Below are 19028 nucleotides of genomic sequence, written 5' to 3' on the forward strand. Positions count from 1 at the left end.
GTCGAGCGATCGTCTTCACGGTTGAACCTCCGCTTTGCCGTCCGGATCAGTTTTCGATCGCGCCTTGTGTTCGGCATTCAGCAACAACGACATCGCACAAGGCAGCAGCGTAAGGGTCAGCATGGTTGCCACTGCAAGCCCGCCAATGATCGCAAAGGCCATGGGGCCCCAGAAAATCTCGGCGGCAATTGGGATCATCCCGAGAATCGCGGCACAGGCGGTCAGAACGATCGGACGGGCGCGATGGATCGAGGCGGCGATGATCGCGTCTTTTGGCGATTGGCCAAGCGCGACGTTCTGGTCAATCTCCTGAATGAGGATGACAGCGTTGCGAATGATCATCCCGGACAAGGCGATGACACCGAGTTGCGCAACAAAGCCCATGGGCGTGCCGGTCGGCCACATGGCTGCGACCACGCCAATGAGACCAAAAGGCGCCATGAACACAGCCAAGGCCATTCTGGAAAAGCTCTGCATCTGCACCATCAACAGAACTGCAATAGCAAACAGCATCACAGGAATAACGGCGTAGATTGACGAATTGCCTTTCTCGGATTCTTCCGTGATGCCGCCTGCAATGATGGAGTACCCCATGGGAAGCTCTGAGCGCAGAGCATTGAGCTGGGCATCGGCCTGCACGGCGACTGTGGCGGCCAGGGCATTCTTTTGAACGTCAGCCTGGACAATAATCATCGGCTTTCCTTGCTGGCGCCAGATGATCGGGTCTTCCATCCCATAGGCGACCGAAGCGACTTGCCGAAGCGGCACATAGTTTCCATCGCCGGTGCGCAGTTCCAGATTGCCGATGGTTGATACCGAGTTACGGTCAGCCTCAACCCCTTTGACCATGACATCAACGAGTTTGTCTTTGTCACGAACCGTGGTGACTTTCGACCCCGAGAAGACCGCCGCAATCTCACTGCCGATGGATTCCGAACTCATGCCCAAGGCACGGGCCTCGATCTGGTTCACCTTGATCGTCACGCTTTTCTGCGGTTCACCCGCCGTGAGATTGACGTCACGGGTCTCTGGATTTTGACCGATGATCGCAGCGACTTTTGTCGAGAGGGCGCGGACCTGCTGATAATCCGGCCCCGAAACCCGGAACTTCAGCGGCCAGCCGACGGGAGGACCGAGTTCAAGAGGCGAAACGCGCGTGACGAGATCCGAAAAACGCTCATTGAGCACAGCTTCGATCTTGCGGCGGACGGCCTCCCGTTTTTCGACGCTTTTGGCGACGACCACGGTTTCCGAGACATTGTCGTTGTCGAGTTGCAGATCCATTGGCAGATAAAAGCGAATGGAGCCTGAGCCGACATAGGTGATGAAATGATCGATGTCGCGGTCGGTTCGCAAGATCGCTTCCAATTCGCGCGCACGGATGTCTGTCGCGGCCCGCGATGCATTTTGCGGAAGCGTAAGACCGACCAGCAGTTCCGGTCTGTCGGAAGCCGGGAAGAACTGCTGCTTCAATTGCCCAAGCCCAGCAAGGGACAGGGCAAAAGCGGCAATCGCAAACAGGATTGTCAGCCAACGATGCTGAAGGTTCCAACCCAGTATTTTGCGATAGGTGGCCATGATAATACCCGTCTTCTTATGGGTATGCGCGAGGCTGCGGGGGAGTATCCAGGTGCCAAGGATCGGCGAAAATAGCACCGCAACGATCCAGGAGGACGACAGAGCAATCAGGATCACCATGAACAGGGAGAAGGTGTATTCCCCAGCACTTGAGGCGGCAAAACCCACCGGAATGAAGCCGGCGATCATCACCAATGTGCCGGTCAGCATCGGAAATGCGGTCGTCTCATAGGCATGGGTTGCCGCGACCAGACGCGACCTGCCCTTTTCAAGGCAGGAAACCATGCTTTCGACGGTGATCATCGCATCATCCACCAGCAGGCCCAATGCAATGATCAAAGCACCCAGCGAAATTCGCTGAAGTCCAACGCCGGTCAGCTCCATGCCAAGGAATGTCAGGGCAAGAACGAGAGGAATGGACGCGGTGATAACCAACCCGGCCCTTGCCCCCAAGGATATAAAGGAAACGGCCAGTACGATAATGATCGCCTCCACCAGAACTTTCATGAAACCGTTGACGGCATCCCTCACGACCGTCGATTGATCCGCGACCTGGATCATCTCGATCCCGTAAGGAAGTTTGGAGGCAAGCGTATGCATGCGGTCTTTCAATGCCTCACCGAAGGTGAGGAGGTTTCCATCCTTTGCCATCGAAACGGCCAGACCAATGACCTCCTTTCCGTTGACGCGCACCGAGGCGGCGGGCGGATCTGTGATCGTGCGCGAGATCGTCGCGATGGAGTCGAGCCGGAAATATCGGCTGCCAAGCTTTAAGGTGATGTCTTTCAGGCTGTCTTCGGAGGCAAACGCTCCGGTGACGCGAACCGAGATCTTTTCTTCACTGGTCTGGACGGTTCCAATCGGATTGACGGAATTCTGGGCTCTGATGGCTTCGATTGCGCTGGACGGATCGATGTCCAGGCTAGCAAGTTTGCTCTGCGAGAATTCGATGACGATCTGTTCGTCCTGCGCACCGAGAATGTTGACTTTGCCGATGTCAGGCAGGGACAGGATTTCACTGCGGATTGCCTCCACGCGGTCACGCAGTTCGCGTTGACTAAAGCCCTCCGCACGAAACGCATAAATGCTTCCATACGTATCGCCGAATTCATCGTCGAAAGCTGGTCCTTCGACCCCCTCCGGCAATGTCGAAGAAATGTCCGCCATTTTTTTGCGAACCGTGTACCAGATGCCCTCGACCTCGCTGGGCGGGGTGTCGTCACGCAGGTTGACCATGATGACCGACTGGCCGGGCCTGGTATAGCTTTGCGTGTAATCGAGATGCGGCGTCTCCGAGAGCTTCTTTTCGAGCTTGTCGGTCAGCAGATTGACGGTGTCGGCTGCACTGGCGCCTGGCCAGCGGGCACCGACAACCATCGTCTTGATGGTGAAGGGTGGATCTTCGTTGCGCGAGAGCTTTTGATAGCTGAGGATGCCACTGATGACTGCGGCAAGCATCAGGAAGATGACAAGCGATTGATGGTCGAGCGCCCATTTCGACAAATTGAAACGGGGACGCGACTGGGATGATTGTTCGCTCACGATTGCACCCCTTTCTCAAGAGTGACCGCCTCGCCATCGCGCAACTTGCTAACACCGGCGATCACGACGATATCGCCATCGGCCAGGCCTTCGGAGATGAGCATGTCGTTTTCGCCGTATCGTTCTATTTTGACCGGGCGAAGCTGGAGCATTTTGGAGGTCGGTAAGTAGACGAAAACGGCCTGGTTCTGCCCCTGACTGGTTAATGCAGACGCGGGAACCTTGAAGACAGGCTTTGGCGAAAGGGTTACCTTACCCGTGACCACAGCGCCCAACGGCGCCCCGTCCAACGTGCCATTCAACGTAACCTTGACACGGTAGGTCCGCGTTGCAGTATCAGCGGAAGGCGTGACCTCGCGAACCTTGCCCTTGGCGACAACGGCCGGATTGGACATCAGGCTGACGTCAACCTCGCTATCGCCAAGGTTCTGGGTTAGCATCTGTTCAGGCACATCGAAGACCGCATCAAGTTCGGTATCAGAACTGAGCGTCAGGACTGTCTGGCCCGTGGTGACGACCTGACCCACATTGATGGAAACGCCGGACACGATACCGTCTCGTCCCGCTTTCAGATCCGTATAGGAGAGGTTCTGTTGTGCGCTCGCCAAAGTCGCGTTGGCGACTTCAAGCTTTGACTTCGCCGCTTGCAGATTGGCATCGCTCTGCTGGACCTGGGCGCGCGACACCGCATTCTTGGCGATGAGGTTCCAGTTGCGAGCCGCGTTAACATCCGCCAGCGCCAGATCCGATTTTGCCTCATCGACTTGCGCGGATGCGGACGCGACATTGATCAAGGCCGGTGTCTTTTCTACTGTTGCAAGCACATCGTCTTTTTTGACGGATGATCCCGTCTCGACGCGAAAAGCCACCAGTCCATCGATCCTGAAGCTCATCGGCGTTTCATAACGTGGACGGATCTCGCCGGTCTGGCGAAAGACTTCCCCGATAAGCTCCGATTTGACTGTGACCCCTTTAATGGCGCGAGGTGTCTTTGGCGTGCTGGCTTCATCCGAACAGGCGGTTAGAAACACGGCAAGAACGCCTGTGGTACATAGGATCATTCGTCTCAGCATGAGCACTCCAGTGTTTGCTGGCGTGCCTCCGGTAAAAGAGGCAGCAGATTGACTGCCGTTCTCTCCCACATGGATGATCGGTTGGGTGTTTCATTCTGTTAAGTTTTGTTAAAGACCTGCTGTCAGCTCCGGTCGAGTACAACAAATCTTAATATATAAGACGTCCGAAGCCGGAAACGATTATGGTAAGAGAAGGTCTTGAAAGGGAAGCGACCCTTTTTACAAGCGACAGTGGATAAGCGATGTCAGATGCGCCCAGGATCCTGATTATAGAAGATGACGAGCAGATTGCCGGCATGGTCCGCGATAGCCTCAACGAGCAAGGAATACTTGTCGAGGTCGCAGCGGATGGCGCCGCCATGGACGCCAAGATGCGCGCACTGGAATTCGATCTCGTCGTCCTCGATGTGATGCTGCCCGGAGAAGACGGGTTTAGCATCTGCCGCCGGCTTCGAGGCAGCAGCGATATTCCTATCCTGATGTTGACCTCGGTGAGCAGCGATATCGACCGTGTCGTCGGTCTGGAAATCGGCGCGGACGACTATGTCACAAAGCCATTCGTTCTCAGGGAGCTGACGGCACGCATCAAAGGCCTTCTCAGGCGCTCCAGAGTGACCTCTCAGCGGCCAGACAGTTTACGGAAAAGCTTTTTCCGCTTCGATGGATGGCAGGTCGATCCGGCTCGGCGGCAGCTTCATGATCCAAGCCATGCGCGCGTTGCGATGACGACCCATGAATTCGATCTGCTGCTGGCTTTCTGCCAAAATCCTGGACGGGTGCTGACCAGGGAGCAGTTGCTGAGCGCGACCCATGCGGGCCTGGCAGGCCCGATTGAACGCAGCATTGATGTCCATATCAGTCGCTTGCGACAGAAGATCGAAAAAGACCCGCGTGATCCAGCGCTTTTGAAAACCGTTCGCTTGGGTGGTTATGTCTTCACTGCCACTGTGGAAGAGGTTCATGTTTAGGAATCTCCGTGCGGTACCAAGAACCCTTCGTGGCCAGATCACCGTTATCATTCTCTTGGCATTGGTCACCGTCATCGCGACCGGCAGGGCATTGGAAAATGTTGCGCAGAATGATTACGCCATTCCCAATCTGGAAAGCACCGCCACACAGGTCAGGACCCTCGCCCTTCTTTTGGCACAGGCCTCTCCTGAAGAACGCACCTCCATTCTGACCAATGCGCAACGCGCAGGCTTGGAGGTTTCGCTTCAACCGATATCGCTGGCAGGCAAGTTCAAGACCTCCCCGGAGTTCCAGGGCTTTGCCGAGACATTCGTCGATTTTCTGTTTCCACCCGACGGAGAACCACCCCTTGGCGGCTGGCGCGCTTTTTTGGATGGCCGTCGTGTGTTTGCCGAGAAAGTTGATGACCGGACAATGCTTGTATTTTTCGGTCTTCCCGATACGATTCTGACGACTTCGTTTCTCAGTCAAACGACATATTACTTTATCGCCGTGGTCGTCTTGATCGCTTTTTTCTTTGCCTTTGCGATCAGGGCGGTAACCGAACCGATCAAGAGAATATCCGAGGCTGCAATAAAATCGGATATCAACAATAGTTCCCAGATCTTCGAGGAACGTGGCACAGTCGAGATCGTGTCGCTGGCCCGCGCGCTAAACGGCATGCGAAACCGTATTCGTATCATGATGGATGGCCGGACCCGAATGCTGCGGGGGATTAGCCATGATGTTCGCACTCCCTTGACGCGGCTCCGATTGCGCTCGGAGCGCATGGAGGCCAGTGCCTTGCGGGAAGCCCTGCTGACGGATATCGATCATATCGATGATCTCCTGACCGAAAGCCTGAACTATCTCCGGGACGATTTTGCAACCGAGGGCATTGAACGCGTTGACGTTGCGAGCATCCTGCAAACCGTTTGCAGTGACTTTTCAGACATAGGCTTCGATGTCGAATATCAGGGGCCGAACAAGCTGATTGCCAACTGCCGACCGCTCTCAATCATGCGGGCAGTTACCAACCTTTGCGACAATGCAACCAAGTTTGGAAAGACCATCCTCGTCAAACTACAGGTCAATGGAACGGTTTTTTCGATCTTGGTGATCGATGACGGACCAGGCATTCCCAAAGATCTCAGAGAAAAAGTTTTCGAACCGTTTTTCAAAGGAGATGCTTCCCGCAGCAAACGCGCCGGTTTTGGCCTGGGTCTGTCGATTGTCGCAGATATAGCACATGCCCATCAGAGCAAAATTACCCTGCTGTCCAATCACCCGACGGGCCTTATTGTACGGATCGACATACCCCAGCTCGCGCTTTAGGGACGTCTTGAGATGCGTGATACGGAATGGTATTGGAGATGCCCCTTCTTACCGTATGGTGAAGGGCTTTTCCTCAATGGGTCTGGCGTGCGCTCCGCGTATGGCTGTGATCCAGCGCAGACCCAAGCGCTTGCGTGCCATTTTCATTACGGGCCTGCCATCCCAGTTCCGGCGCAATTTTGGTGACAAAATCCTTTAGAATCTGCCGGTATTCGTCCTGCTCGAACTCATAGGGCAGTTCCAGACGCAGCTCCGTCACCTCGCTCAGGATCGGGTCGGCGTGAAGCCATTCGAGAATATCGTCGGAACTGCCAACCAGATCACGCGGGAAAAGCGTACGGCGCTCCCCATTCGGGTGCAGCGTTCGCTCCAGACGCCCAGCGGCAAAATCGAGATATTTGCGCCGGGTCGGTGCATCGGCACTGTCGAGCGGCACGATCACCCGGCCTAGCGCCACCCGGCTAGCACTCCCGCCTGCTGCACGGTAAAGACTGAGTTGCCGGGCCTGCGCCTCATAGAAATTGTCGGTGTCCTCACCGGACGTGACATTGCCGATCAGCAGGTTGAGACCGTTGCTGCCTGCCCATCTCGCCGAAGCTATGGAACCGCCGCCATACCAGATCCGGTCGATCAACCCTTTCGCATGCGGTTGCAGCCGGGGGCGCTGCGGGCCGAACGGCGTTTTCAGCCTTGTATCTTCGCCGCCAAGATAGTCGCTGCGCAGATTGTCAATCAATCGCAGAACACGGTTATGGGAAAAATCATAAGTCGTCCAATCGCCATCGAACACCTTTTTGCCGATCAGTTCAAGATGGGCGGGCAGGCCAGCGCTGACGCCGATATTCAACCGGCCAGCGGAGAGCACATCAGCAAGCGCCAAATCTTCCGCCAGTCGAAAGGGACTTTCATAGCCCAGCGGAATGACCGCCGTGCCAATTTCGATCCGGCGGGTCCGCTGACTGGCGGCAGCCAGGAAAACCGCAGCAGAGGAAATACCCGGCTCCAGATGGCGATGGCGTACCCAGGCCGAGTCGAAGCCGAGGTGCTCGCCGAATTCAAACAGGTTCAGCGTGGTTTCCAGACCGGACAATGGGTCCCTTTCCGGATAATTACCCGGGATCAGGAAACCGATATGATTGATCACAATGGCCATGGAGCGGTCCTTTTACGCGAGAGAAATGAGCGCCGCAGGCGCTTCAATAGCTTGGCAGGCCAGGCGGATTGACCTGCGATTGCGTCAGTCCTTCCTGGGAAAGACCCCAGCGCGACAATGCGGCCTGATATGTCCCGCCAGCAATCAAGTCGTTGATGGCAACGGCGATCGGTTCCGCCAGACCACTGCCCTTGCGGGTGGTGACACCGACATCTGCCGTCAACGGCCAGCCAGCATTGACGGTACCTACCAGCCGCTTGCGGTGCAGCGTTGCTGCCTGCCAGGCTTGCATGGCATTGGATCCGAAATTGGCGTCGGCCCGGCCCGATTGCAGTGCCAGATCGGCGGCAGCCTCGTCATCGTAATATTGCAGTTCCAGCGGTTTCAAACCGTTTGCCCTGTTCTGCTTGTCCCATTCCAGAAGAATGCGCTCCTGGATCGTGCCGGAGGCGACGATGATCCGCAAACCGGCAACATCCTTCTGCTCCTTCAGCGCTATGATCGGGCTGTCGTTTTTGACGTAAAAGCCATGCAACCCGTACCGGTAGGTGGAGAAGTCGAATTTCTGTTTGCGCTGCTCGGTGACACCGACATTGGAGATAACCGCATCATATTTGCCAGACGCTAGTCCCAGCGGCCAATCCGCCCAGGCAACCGAAACCAGGTCCAGCTTCAGACCAAGGCTTTCCGCCACCAGAAGGGCAAGATCTGGATCGAAACCAACCACCGTGCTGGCATCAGTTGCATAGGCCGCAATCGGCGGAGAACCGACTGCAACGGCAACTGTCAGGGTTCCAGGGGAGACGAATTTATAATTCGACGGAAGAGCGGCTACGGCCTTTGCATCCCGTTCTACATGCAGGCGGCCCGGCTGCTGCGGCGACAGATCGAAGGGTTCGGCCAAGACCGGCGAAACCGCTTGCAGTAAGAGCATCAAGGCGGCAAGAGTCCGGCTTACCCGCCGCATGGCATTGTGCATGGAAACCTCCTGAAAATATGGGGCGGAGCTGATGACCGCCCCAAAGCTGTACAGGTTACGAACCGCTCTTCGGCAGGCCAGGCGGGTTGGTGCGGCTTTCCGGAATGGCTTCCGCCGTCAGGTTCCAGCGCTTCAGCACTTCGCCATATTTGCCGTCTTTGATCAGAGCGTTTGTGGCAATGGTCAAGGCATCGGCAAGTCCCGCATCCTTGCGGGTCACGGTGGCAATGTCTGCCGTCAGCGGCCAGCCGCCATTCACAAGGCCCACAAGCTTTGTATCACCCTTGATCAGTGCGCTATAGGCGCGTGTTGAATTGGGGCCGAAACTCGCATCCGCCCGGCCCGATTGCAGGGCCAGATCAGCGGCAGCATTATCATCATAATATTGTGGTTCAATCGGCTTCAAGCCAGCGGCAACATTTTGACGATCCCACTCCAGAAGGATTTTCTCCTGATTGGTGCCGGAGCCAACAATCACCCGCAGACCTGCCACTTCGGAGGCTTTGGTGATGGATTTGATCGGGCTATCCTTCTTCACGTAAAAAGCAACGACATCCTGACGATAGGTGGAAAAATCAAATTTTTCCTTGCGCTGCTCGGTCACGGTCACATTGGTAATCACCGCATCATATTTACCGGATGTTACGCCGAGCGGCCAATCGGCCCAAGCGACGGGCACCAGTTCCAGCTGAAGCCCAAGCGAATCCGCCAGCAATTGCGCAACATCAGGATCAGCCCCCACAACGGTTTTGGTATCAGAGGCGTAGGTCGCAATCGGCGGATCAAATGGGCTGACGGCCACCGTGAATTTACCGGGTGTGGTGAATTTATAGGTCGGGCTAATCGCCTTGATCGCCGCTTCATTTTTCTCCGCCCGCACCCGGTTTGATATATCGGGGCTGAGATTGAATTTCTCTGCTGCCTGCGCGCCAGAGGCCGCCAGCGCCGTTAATCCCGCAAGCGCAAGGCTTGATATTATGCTCCGAAAGGTCATAGTTTTTCCGATCCAAAAGAGGGGTGATAGGGTTGTATGGTCTTGTCTTCAGCATCTCACAGCACCTTGGCCAAAAACTCATAGGTGCGCGGATGAGATGGCTTCGTGAAGATCCGCTCCGGGGTGTCCACCTCCAGAATGTGGCCGCCTTCCATAAACACCACGGTATCGGCCACTTCGCGGGCAAAGCCGATTTCGTGTGTGACAATGATCAGCGTCGTACCGGTGCGCGCCAGTTCCTTGATCACATCAAGCACTTCCCCCACCAATTCAGGGTCAAGGGCTGAGGTCGGCTCGTCGAACAGCAGAACCTTGGGCTTCAACGCCAGCGCCCGGGCAATCGCCACACGCTGCTGTTGGCCACCGGACAATTGCCGGGGATAGGCATGGATCTTGTCGCTAAGGCCGACACGGGCCAACAGCTCCTGGGCCAGCAGAATGGCCTCGTCGCGTGGCAGGCCAAGCACGGCAATCGGTGCTTCGATCAGGTTTTCAAGCACCGTCAGATGTGGGAAGAGATTAAAGCTCTGGAACACCATGCCGATCTCGACGCGCCGTTTCAGGATGTCCTTCTCCTTCAACTCGTAAAGCACATTGCCGCGCCTGTTATAGCCGACCAGTTCGCCATCGACCGAGATGAAGCCGTGATCGACACGCTCCAGATGGTTGATGCTGCGCAAAAACGTCGATTTGCCAGAGCCTGAAGGGCCAAGAATTGCCGTGACGCTTCCGGCTTTCAGCGTCAGATCGACACCATCCAGAACCTTGAGATGGCCAAAACTTTTCGACACATTCTGGATGCGCACCACACCGCCCTGGCGAAGCGCTGTCAGATCCTTGAGGGCAGACCGGCGATTGGCCGTCACCGCTGGCACCGTCGATACCCTACGCCCGAAAAAAGACCGGAATGGCAGGGGCTTCGGATTGCGCAGGGCGCCCTTGGAAAAATGCCGCTCGATATAGTGCTGGGCGACCGAAAGCACCGTCATGATCACCAGATACCAGGCCGTAGCGACCATCAGCAGCGGAATGACTTCCAGATTGCGGCGATAGATGACCTGCACGGTATAGAACAATTCCGGCAGCGCCAGCACATAGACAATGGAGGTGGCCTTGGCCAGGCCAATGATCTCATTGAAACCGGTCGGCAGGATGGTGCGCATCGCCTGGGGCAACACAATCCTGAAGGCCTGACGACGGCGCGGCAGGCCAAGAGCAGCCGCCGCCTCCAACTGCCCCTGATCGACCGAGAGAATGCCGCCGCGAACGATCTCGGCAAAGAAAGCCGACTGATTGAGCGTCAACCCGATAAAGGCGGCGGCAAATGGCGTCAGCAATTGTACGGTCGGGTAATCCACCAGCACCTGGCCGGTAAAGGGTACGGCAATGAGAATGGTTTCATAGAGATAGCCGAGATTATTGAGCACCAGCAGCAGCACGATCATCGGGATGGAGCGCAACAACCAGATATAGCCCCAGGACAGGCCCGATAGCAGCGGCGAGCGCGATACCCGCGCCAGTGCCAGCGCCGTCCCCAGGACCGAGCCGCTGATGGTCGCCAGCACAGTCAGCAACAGGGTCCGGCCCAGCCCAGCCAGAACCGGCTCAGCAAAGAACCATTGCGCAAAAACGCTCCAGCCCCAGCGTGGATTGGTAAAGGTGGAATAGAGCCCGGCAATGATGACAACAGCCGCAAACACCGTGCCGATGATCCTGGCAGGGTAGCGGGCAGGAACGATCTTCAACCGTGAAAGATCATGGGGTTCATCGCTGGCGACATCCACATGCCGGATGCCTGGAAAGTCCGAAGTGAGAGCCATGACGCCATCCTTTCTGAAGAGGGTGGGCTGAAAGGTTGAGAAGAACTATACGGAGACCGCACGGCGCTCCGGGCGAAGCTGCGGCTTTTCATCGCCTACGGCGAGATGGCGGATGTCCTTCTCGAAGGGCAGTGTCCGATGGATTTCGGGATCGACCGCCGGATCGAACAAGGCGCTATAGCCATTCTTCAGGTAGAGCCCGACCGCCTCCGGCTGGCGAAAACCGGTGGTGAGATAGATCCGCCCATAGCCCTGCCGCGCCGCCTGGGCTTCCAGTTCGGCCAACACGATACGTGCGAGCCCCTGGCGCCGATAATCGGGATGGGTCCAGATGCGTTTAAACTCGGCGGTGGTCTCGTCATAGAACTTGAAAGCACCCCCGCTGATCGGCTGGCCATCGCGCAGCAACAGCAGAAAGTTGCCGAACGGCGGCTGAAAGGCTTCTGCCGGATAGCGGTTAATTTCCGCGACCGCGCCTTCCGCGCTGAAAAACGTTCCGTAGCGACCGTCATATTCACGGATCAGATCGTCGATCAGCGGCTTTGCCAAGGGATCGAGCGGCGAGGTGTAAACGAATGTATCGGTCATGGCGGTGCACATCCTCTAGAGAGTGGCGGTCGAAACCGGGGATGACAGGTAGCTCTCCACCAGCCGCACCCAGTAGTGAGCGGCGGGCAGAATGATCTCGTCGTTGAAGTCATAGGACGCGCTGTGCAGCGGAGCGCTGTCGCCATTGCCGACAAACAGATAGCTGCCGGGCCGCGCCTGCAGCAGAAAAGCAAAGTCCTCGCTTGCGGTGCGCGGTTTGAAATCGGCAATCACCCTGTCATCACCGAAGGTTTGCACCGCCACCTGGCGGGCAACGGCTGTTTCATCGGCATGATTGAGAACGGGCGGAAAACCGAAGCGATAATCGACCTCTGCCCTCGCCCCAAAGCTTTCGGCCTGGGCACGCGCCAGTGCCGGGATGCGTTCGCTGAGCTGTTGCCTGACATCTTCGCTGAACGTGCGCACCGTCAGCTTCAACTCGACACTTTCGGGAATGACATTGGACGCCGAACCGCCATGGATCGAGCCGACGGTAATTACCGCCATTTCACGCGGATCGACATTGCGCGACACAATGCTTTGCAGGGCGGTGATCAAAGAGGCCGACGCCAACACTGGATCGACGCCCCGATGCGGTTCCGCCCCATGGCCGCCCTTGCCGACCACGGTGATATGGGCCTGATCGACGGAGGCCATGGCGGGACCCGGCACGAAGCCGAAATGACCGGCGGGAACATCCGGCCAATTGTGCAGGCCAAACACCGCATCGACGGGAAAGCGCTCGAACAGTCCCTCGGCCAGTAATTTCTTCGCGCCTGCGCCGATCTCTTCGGCGGGCTGAAAAATCAGCCGTACCGTGCCATCAAATTCACTTGTCTCGGCCAGATAGCGGGCCGCCGCAACCAGGATGGCTGTATGCCCGTCATGGCCGCAGGCATGCATCACACCCTTGGTGCGGCTGGCATGGGCAAGCCCTGTCGCTTCGTGAATGGGCAAGGCGTCCATATCGGCGCGAAGACCGATGATACGGCTACCACTCCCCTTTTTCAGACTGGCGACGATACCCGTTCCAGCGATGCCATGTTCCACCTGATAGCCAAAAGAGGCCAGATAGGAGACGACCAGATTGCTGGTGCGCTTTTCCTGAAAGGCCAATTCTGGATTTTGATGGAGTTCCCGCCGAAAGGCGATGATCTCATCCAGATAAGCACGGATTTTCTTTAGCCCCCGGTCTTGCCCCAGGTGGCTGTCAATGGCGATGTTCATGGGTTGCTTTCAGCTGGTGCGCTTAGAGCATTTCCAGCAAAAGTGCGGTGCGGTTTTGCGTCCGGAAATGCGTTAAAAAAGTTAGAGTATTCATGTGTCTCCAGGAAACGTGGAAATTCTCTAGCTGGCCGCCCTTGTTGTGGTCTCGTCAGCTGATGTCGCCGCATAGCGGCTTTCACGGAAAGGCAGGCCGAGATGATCGCGCAACGTGTCACCCTGTAGATTGCGATCAAAATAGCCCCGCGCTTCAAGACGTGGCAGCACATGGGCGACAAAGTCATCCAGTCCTTCCGTGATGACCGGAAAGCCCAGAATGAAGCCATCGGCAGCACCGCCATCGACCCAGCGGATGATCTCATCAGCGATCCGGTCGGGTGTGCCGACAAAGGTGCTGCGGGGTGTTGCAGCTTCCAGCGCCACTTCGCGCAAGGTCTGGCCCTTTTCTCTGGCGTTTTTCTTGATCTTGTCGGTGGTGGAGCGGAAACTGTTCTTGCCGAGATCACCAAGCTCCGGGAAAGGCTCATCCAGCGGATACTGGCGGAAATCATGATGATCGAAGAACCGGCCCAAAAACAGCAATGCTTCTTCAATCGTTACCAAGGCGCTGATTGCCCGATATTTTTCATCCGCTTCTTCCTGCGTTGCACCAATAATCGGTCCGATGCCGGGGAAAATCAGCACATCGCTGGCGCTACGGCCTTGGGCAATGGCGCTCTGCTTGACTTGCTTGGCAAAGGCCTGCCCTTCTTCGAAACTCGCGCCATTGGTAAAGACGGCATCGGCATGTTTGCCCGCGAGATGAATGCCTGAATCCGAAGACCCAGCCTGAAACACCACCGGTTGACCCTGCCGGGAGCGGCCAATATTGAGCGGACCCTCGACGCGGAAGAAGCGGCCCTTATGATCCAGCCGATGCAGCTTTTTCTGGTCAAAGAACGCACCCGTATCGCGGTCGCGCACGAAGGCGTCATCGTCCCAACTGTCCCAGAGGCCCTTGACCACATCCAGATATTCCTCGGCAATCTGGTAGCGCAGCGAGTGCTCGGGATGTTCGCGGCTATAATTGCGGCCGGAGCCTTCCAGCGGCGTGGTCACCGCATTCCATCCGGCCCGTCCGCCGCTGATATGATCAATAGAGGCAAATTGCCGGGCAACGGTAAACGGGTCCGAATAGGAGGTGGAAATCGTCCCGACCAGCCCGATTTTTGAGGTGGATGCGGCCAGTGCCGAGAGAATGGCAATCGGCTCGAACCGGTTGAGAAAATGCGGAATGGAATGCTCGTTGATATACAGTCCGTCGGCGACAAAGGCGAAGGCGAGACCAGCAGCTTCCGCCTTACGGACGGTTTCAACATAGAAGGGAAAGTTGACGCTGGCGTCAGCGGGAACGCTTGGATGTTTCCAGGCATTCATGTGACCGCCCGGACCGTGCAACATCACGCCAAAATTGATGGATTTCTTGCTCATGGGAACATCTTTCTCTAAAATCAGGCGGCAAGAGACAGGCGCGAACCGGCAATCAACTCAATGGCATTCAGCCGAAGAGCCGACTGCGCAACGGGGATGTCGATGATGAATTCGCTCACTCCAAGCGTGGCATGAAGGGTATCGAGCTCCTTGCGGACTTGCTCGCCCGTGCCTGCCAGAACATGCGGGGTCTTTTCTTCAACCCGGTAATCCGAGACGCCGGACTGACGAGCAAACTCGGCGGCCTGTTCGGGATTACCGACATTGACGCTTTGACCATTGGCCAGAATCACCTTGAAGATCTTGATGTCAGCCACGAGGCTTCGGGCAGTCTCTTGCGTGTCGGTCGCCAAAGCGGCCAGAGCCAGAACGGGAACTTTGCCACCGGTTTCACGACGGTAAACATCGAAGGTCTCCTGCAGATTGTGCTGGTCGCCATTCAAATGACCGGCGAAAACCAGCGTCCAACCTTTTGCCGCAGCCAGCTTTGCGCTGGCGACACTGGCGCCAAGCAGAAAACGCTCTGCCGGAACGGGCGGCACCGGCGTTGCCAGCAAGGTATTGGCAGCAGCGGCATCCGCCAGCAGATAGCGGTTCAAATCCTCAAGCTGTTCCTCGAAATCGGCAGGGGCAGCCGCTTTCCGACCGGCTTGCAGGGCATGGGTGGCGTAGGGAAATCCACCCGGTGCCTTGCCGACACCCAGATCAACCCGGCCCTGCGCCAGCGCTGCCAGCAGGTTGAAGGTTTCTGCAACCTTATAGGCGCTGTAATGCTGAAGCATGACGCCGCCGGAACCGATCCTGAGCCGCGACGTCCTGGCCAGGAGATAGGCGATCAGCGCCTCTGGCGCCGAACTGGCAAGCGCCGGCAGGTTGTGATGTTCCGCAAGCCAGAAGCGCCGATAGCCAAGGTCTTCGGCGCGCAAGGCAAGAGCGACCGTGGCTTTCAGGGCATCGGCGGCAACAGCACCCGGTTCGACCGGGCTTTTGTCAAGCAGGCTAAGGGCATAGGTCATAGCAGATCGTCAGCTCCAATTCTTATTTATCCATTAAATAGGTAGATTTAATGTTTTATAAGAAATGGTTTTTCATTTTTTCCCGTGATGGTGGAAAATTGCAAGGGAAAAGGAGGGTGTGGAAACCCGTTCAAGAGAGACGACAGGCGGCATTGAATGTGTTGAGGGCCAGAGCTGTGCCATGGAGTTGCATGGTAGAAGCCGCCGGCAAGTTTCCAAACTCAACAGAGAACCGATCAAGTTGGCTCGCTCGTTACCGATGTGAGCACGAGCGGTGGGCCAAATCACTCGGCATCCGATACTGGCATCGGCTGAAACAGAATTCAATCGGCACACTACAATCGTTATTAGCAATCAGACCGGTCTAAAGGGCAAACAAATTGTCACCCATTCCCATAACGGCAATTCTGCTGCTAGAGTCTGTCAGGTTTAGATTGACCGGCCATTCCTCTTTGTATCGTTGGCCGCTCCAGGCAATCACCATCGATTGGCAAGTCTGTCACCCGGCACGCTGATACAGTCTATCTCGTTGGCGGGGCCGCTGTACTTTCCCGAATATGCAAGCTGACCGATATTTCCCGGGATTGAGGCGAGGCTATCTCGCCTCCAAGACACAGAACGAGTTGTTCTGCGGCAATGCGACCGATTTCCTTATTATCGACAAACATCGTGGTAAGTGCCGGAGACAGTCGGGACGAGAGTTCCAGATCGTCGAAACCCGTCACCGAAAAATCGCCCGGAACGCTTGCTCCCATCTGTGCCAGGCCCATCAGCACGCCGAGTGCCAGAGTATCGTTTCCGCAAATGATCGCAGTCGGACGGATGTCCGTTGGCTCTTGCGCGAGCCGCTTGGCGCTTTCGATGCCAAAATCCAGACTGGCCTTGTCGCTGATCAAATGATCGGGCGAAAGTTCCAATCCTGCTGCGCTAAGAGCGGTTGTGATACCACTGAGGCGCGCTACCACGCGGTCATTATTGTCTTTGGGCTGCATGACGACAGCGATGCGTCGATGGCCAAGGCCGAGAAGATAATCGGTCATCCGGGCAAAGGCTGCGGCATTGTCGAAGCCCACCATGGCATGCGAGGCGCCCTGTCGATAGGCATAGGTCAGCACATAGGGAATGCCGAGATTGTCCAGATTGTCGTAGAGCGCCTGAGGATGGGATTCGCCAGCCAGCGCCAGCGCCTCCACGCCGCGCTCAATCATGGCTTTTGCCTGCTGGAAACCCAGTTCAGGATCGTAATTCGAACAGGCGATCAGCAGGTTCAATCCGTGTTCGGCAAACACCCGCTGCATTGCACCGACCTGATGGGAGAAGATTTCATTGTCCAGCGTTGGAATGATGACACCGGCAATATGGGTGCGGTTCGATGCCAACGCCCGGCCCGCAGCATTGGGAACCCAACCCAGGGCCTTGGCGGTCGAGAAAATGCGCTCGCGTGTTTCAGGAGAAACCCTTTCGGGCGTATTGAACGCACGAGAAACCGTGGCTGTCGAAACGCAAGCCCTTCGCGCAACCTCCTCCAGCCTTGCCCTGCCGCTGCCTTCACGGGTGCGTTTCACAGGCGATCCAGGCTGTTCGGGCGTTCCAGTCATTGCGTCTTCCACTTATACCAAGCGTCGAAGATGCTTCCGCATCCTCGCCTTGAAGGCATTACCGTATATCGTTGCGGGAAAGCCGGATTCCACTTTTCCTTTGGAAACTCTAGCTTGAAAAACATCCGCCTGAAATGCCACCGCATCTGAAGGTGGCACAATACTAACCGATTTAAAGTCGAACGCCGGTCTTTTGGAGCAAAAAGCCCGTTGACAGATTTTTGAAATAATCTCATGTAAGCGCTTACATACAGTCGCGGGGAGGAGCTTGCGATTGCCATGGGGGAGATCTTTCAATCCCCACAGCACGGTAATCCAAAGGCGACGCCGGATACTCCAACCGCAACGGACATCCAAGGAGGAGAGACGTCATGAGCACCATTGTCAGTTCCGAGCCCTCGGCCCCGCTGGGGTCAACCCAAGCCAAGGCACCGCCGCGTGTCCGGCGCATGCAGATCACCTCGCTTTGCCTGCTGGTGGTGGCTGGCGTCATCAATTACATGGATCGTGGGACGCTGGCGGTTGCCAATCATCGGATCACCGAAGACATGGGTTTGACCCTCGGTGAAATGGGCCTGCTACTCTCGGCATTTTCCTGGAGCTATGCGCTGGCGCAGCTTCCGGTTGGAGCAATGGTGGACCGTCTCGGACCGCGTCGCCTTTTGGGTTTCGGTCTGGTGTTCTGGTCGCTGGCCCAGGCCGCCGGAGGTTTTGTCACGTCCTTTACCCAGTTTATCCTGAGCCGCATCGGTCTGGGCATTGGTGAAGCGCCGCAATTTCCGTCGGCTGCCCGGGTTGTCAGCAACTGGTTCCCGGTGAGTAAGCGCGGCGTGCCAACAGGCATCTTCAATTCAGCCTCTCCACTGGGCACAGCTATCGCGCCTCTGCTCCTGACACAGCTTCTGATCGTTCTGGATTGGCGCTGGGTCTTCATCATCACCGGTGCCGCTGGCCTTGTCATGGCCGTGCTCTGGTTCATGCTGTATCGTGACCCAAAGGATATGGGGCTGACCGCTGAGGAACGCTCGTACCTCTCTTCGGAGACGGAAGAAAAGCAGCAGAAGGTGACGCTTGCCGATTGGGGCCAGCTGTTTTCCTATCGCGCAACCTGGGGCATGATCCTTGGCTACTTCGGCAATGTTTACCTTAACTGGGTTTATCTCAGCTGGTTGCCATCCTATCTGGTCAATGAACGGCACATGAGCCTTGCCCGCACCGGTTTCATGGCCTCCGTCCCGTTCTTTTGCGGCTTTATCGGCTGCCTCGTGGCTGGCTGGCTTTCCGACAAGATCATTAAGAAAACGGAGGCTTCACCGGTCCGTGGTCGTCGCATTCCTGTTGTCATCGCCATGCTCGGCATGGCCGCCTTCACCGTGCCTGCGGCGCTGGTTGCCGACAATAACATTGCGATTTTCTGCATTTCCGTGGTGATTTTCCTCACCAATGCCGCCTCTGCCTGCTCTTGGGCGCTGGTGACAGCCGTTGCTCCGAAAAACCGGGTGGCGTCGCTGGGGTCGCTACAAAATTTCGGCGGCTTCCTGGGTGGCTCGCTGGCTCCGATCGCAACGGGTTTCATTGCGGAATACTCGTCTTTCGTGCCTGCCTTGCTGACGGGTGCCGCTATCGCCTTTGTGGGTGCCGCCAGCTACTTCTTCCTGGTTCGTGAACCGATGGACCAGTCATGAGGCCAACCACCTTTTCCTGACATAC

At 56.8% G+C, this 19028-nt stretch carries 14 protein-coding genes; 3 read left to right on the top strand and 11 right to left on the bottom strand.

All coding sequences use genetic code 11. From position 1 onward, the window contains the following. Positions 1-15 precede the first annotated feature (15 nt). Positions 16-3120 carry an efflux RND transporter permease subunit gene (locus tag IEI95_RS06165; RefSeq protein WP_194416158.1) on the bottom strand — a complete coding sequence of 1035 codons (3105 nt, stop codon included), beginning with the start codon at positions 3118-3120 and terminating at the stop codon, positions 16-18. After that, positions 3117-4193: an efflux RND transporter periplasmic adaptor subunit gene (locus tag IEI95_RS06170; RefSeq protein ID WP_156532043.1), complete on the bottom strand. Its 1077-nt coding sequence runs from the start codon at positions 4191-4193 to the stop codon at positions 3117-3119. Before IEI95_RS06170 ends, IEI95_RS06165 begins: the two co-directional genes overlap by 4 nt. Positions 4194-4435: 242 nt before the next feature. On the opposite strand from IEI95_RS06170, the gene IEI95_RS06175 reads away from it, so the two are divergent. Both IEI95_RS06175 and IEI95_RS06180 read left to right on the top strand, forming a co-directional pair. Next, on the top strand, positions 4436-5161 hold the full coding sequence (locus tag IEI95_RS06175) for a response regulator transcription factor (RefSeq protein WP_156537345.1): 726 nt from the start codon (positions 4436-4438) through the stop codon (positions 5159-5161). After that, entirely contained in the window at positions 5154-6476 is a 1323-nt protein-coding gene (locus tag IEI95_RS06180) for an ATP-binding protein (protein WP_156537346.1), read from the top strand. Before IEI95_RS06175 ends, IEI95_RS06180 begins: the two co-directional genes overlap by 8 nt. Positions 6477-6549: 73 nt before the next feature. Here the strand turns inward: IEI95_RS06180 and IEI95_RS06185 are convergent, their stop codons facing one another. The 9 genes from IEI95_RS06185 to IEI95_RS06225 all read right to left on the bottom strand — a co-directional run bounded on the left by IEI95_RS06185 (position 6550) and on the right by IEI95_RS06225 (position 17318). Beyond that, positions 6550-7629, bottom strand: a complete 1080-nt coding sequence (locus tag IEI95_RS06185) for an LLM class flavin-dependent oxidoreductase (RefSeq protein WP_156537347.1) — start codon at positions 7627-7629, stop codon at positions 6550-6552. 43 nt (positions 7630-7672) lie between these two features. After that, positions 7673-8596 carry an ABC transporter substrate-binding protein gene (locus tag IEI95_RS06190; RefSeq protein WP_197435723.1) on the bottom strand — a complete coding sequence of 308 codons (924 nt, stop codon included), beginning with the start codon at positions 8594-8596 and terminating at the stop codon, positions 7673-7675. Positions 8597-8663: 67 nt separating this feature from the next. After that, positions 8664-9602, bottom strand: a complete 939-nt coding sequence (locus IEI95_RS06195; RefSeq protein ID WP_156537349.1) for an ABC transporter substrate-binding protein — start codon at positions 9600-9602, stop codon at positions 8664-8666. Between the two features lie 56 nt (positions 9603-9658). Further along, complete coding sequence (locus tag IEI95_RS29575; RefSeq protein ID WP_194416159.1) at positions 9659-11422, bottom strand: amino acid ABC transporter permease/ATP-binding protein; 1764 nt, start codon at positions 11420-11422, stop codon at positions 9659-9661. A gap of 45 nt (positions 11423-11467) precedes the next feature. Then, positions 11468-12022 (bottom strand): GNAT family N-acetyltransferase, encoded by a 555-nt coding sequence (locus tag IEI95_RS06205; protein WP_156537351.1) that lies wholly within the window; start codon positions 12020-12022, stop codon positions 11468-11470. 3 nt (positions 12023-12025) lie between these two features. Further along, complete coding sequence (locus IEI95_RS06210) at positions 12026-13237, bottom strand: M20 aminoacylase family protein (protein WP_156532035.1); 1212 nt, start codon at positions 13235-13237, stop codon at positions 12026-12028. Between the two features lie 120 nt (positions 13238-13357). Then, positions 13358-14704 carry an LLM class flavin-dependent oxidoreductase gene (locus tag IEI95_RS06215; protein WP_156532034.1) on the bottom strand — a complete coding sequence of 449 codons (1347 nt, stop codon included), beginning with the start codon at positions 14702-14704 and terminating at the stop codon, positions 13358-13360. A 20-nt stretch (positions 14705-14724) separates the two neighbouring features. After that, entirely contained in the window at positions 14725-15720 is a 996-nt protein-coding gene (locus IEI95_RS06220; RefSeq protein ID WP_156532033.1) for an MsnO8 family LLM class oxidoreductase, read from the bottom strand. A 521-nt stretch (positions 15721-16241) separates the two neighbouring features. Continuing rightward, positions 16242-17318 (bottom strand): LacI family DNA-binding transcriptional regulator, encoded by a 1077-nt coding sequence (locus IEI95_RS06225; protein ID WP_156532032.1) that lies wholly within the window; start codon positions 17316-17318, stop codon positions 16242-16244. Between the two features lie 371 nt (positions 17319-17689). Between IEI95_RS06225 and IEI95_RS06230 the strand changes: the two genes are divergently transcribed. Beyond that, positions 17690-19003, top strand: a complete 1314-nt coding sequence (locus tag IEI95_RS06230) for an MFS transporter (protein ID WP_071206926.1) — start codon at positions 17690-17692, stop codon at positions 19001-19003. The last annotated feature ends 25 nt before the right edge of the window (positions 19004-19028 follow it).

Source organism: Agrobacterium vitis (assembly GCF_014926405.1).
Lineage (GTDB): Bacteria > Pseudomonadota > Alphaproteobacteria > Rhizobiales > Rhizobiaceae > Allorhizobium > Allorhizobium vitis_H.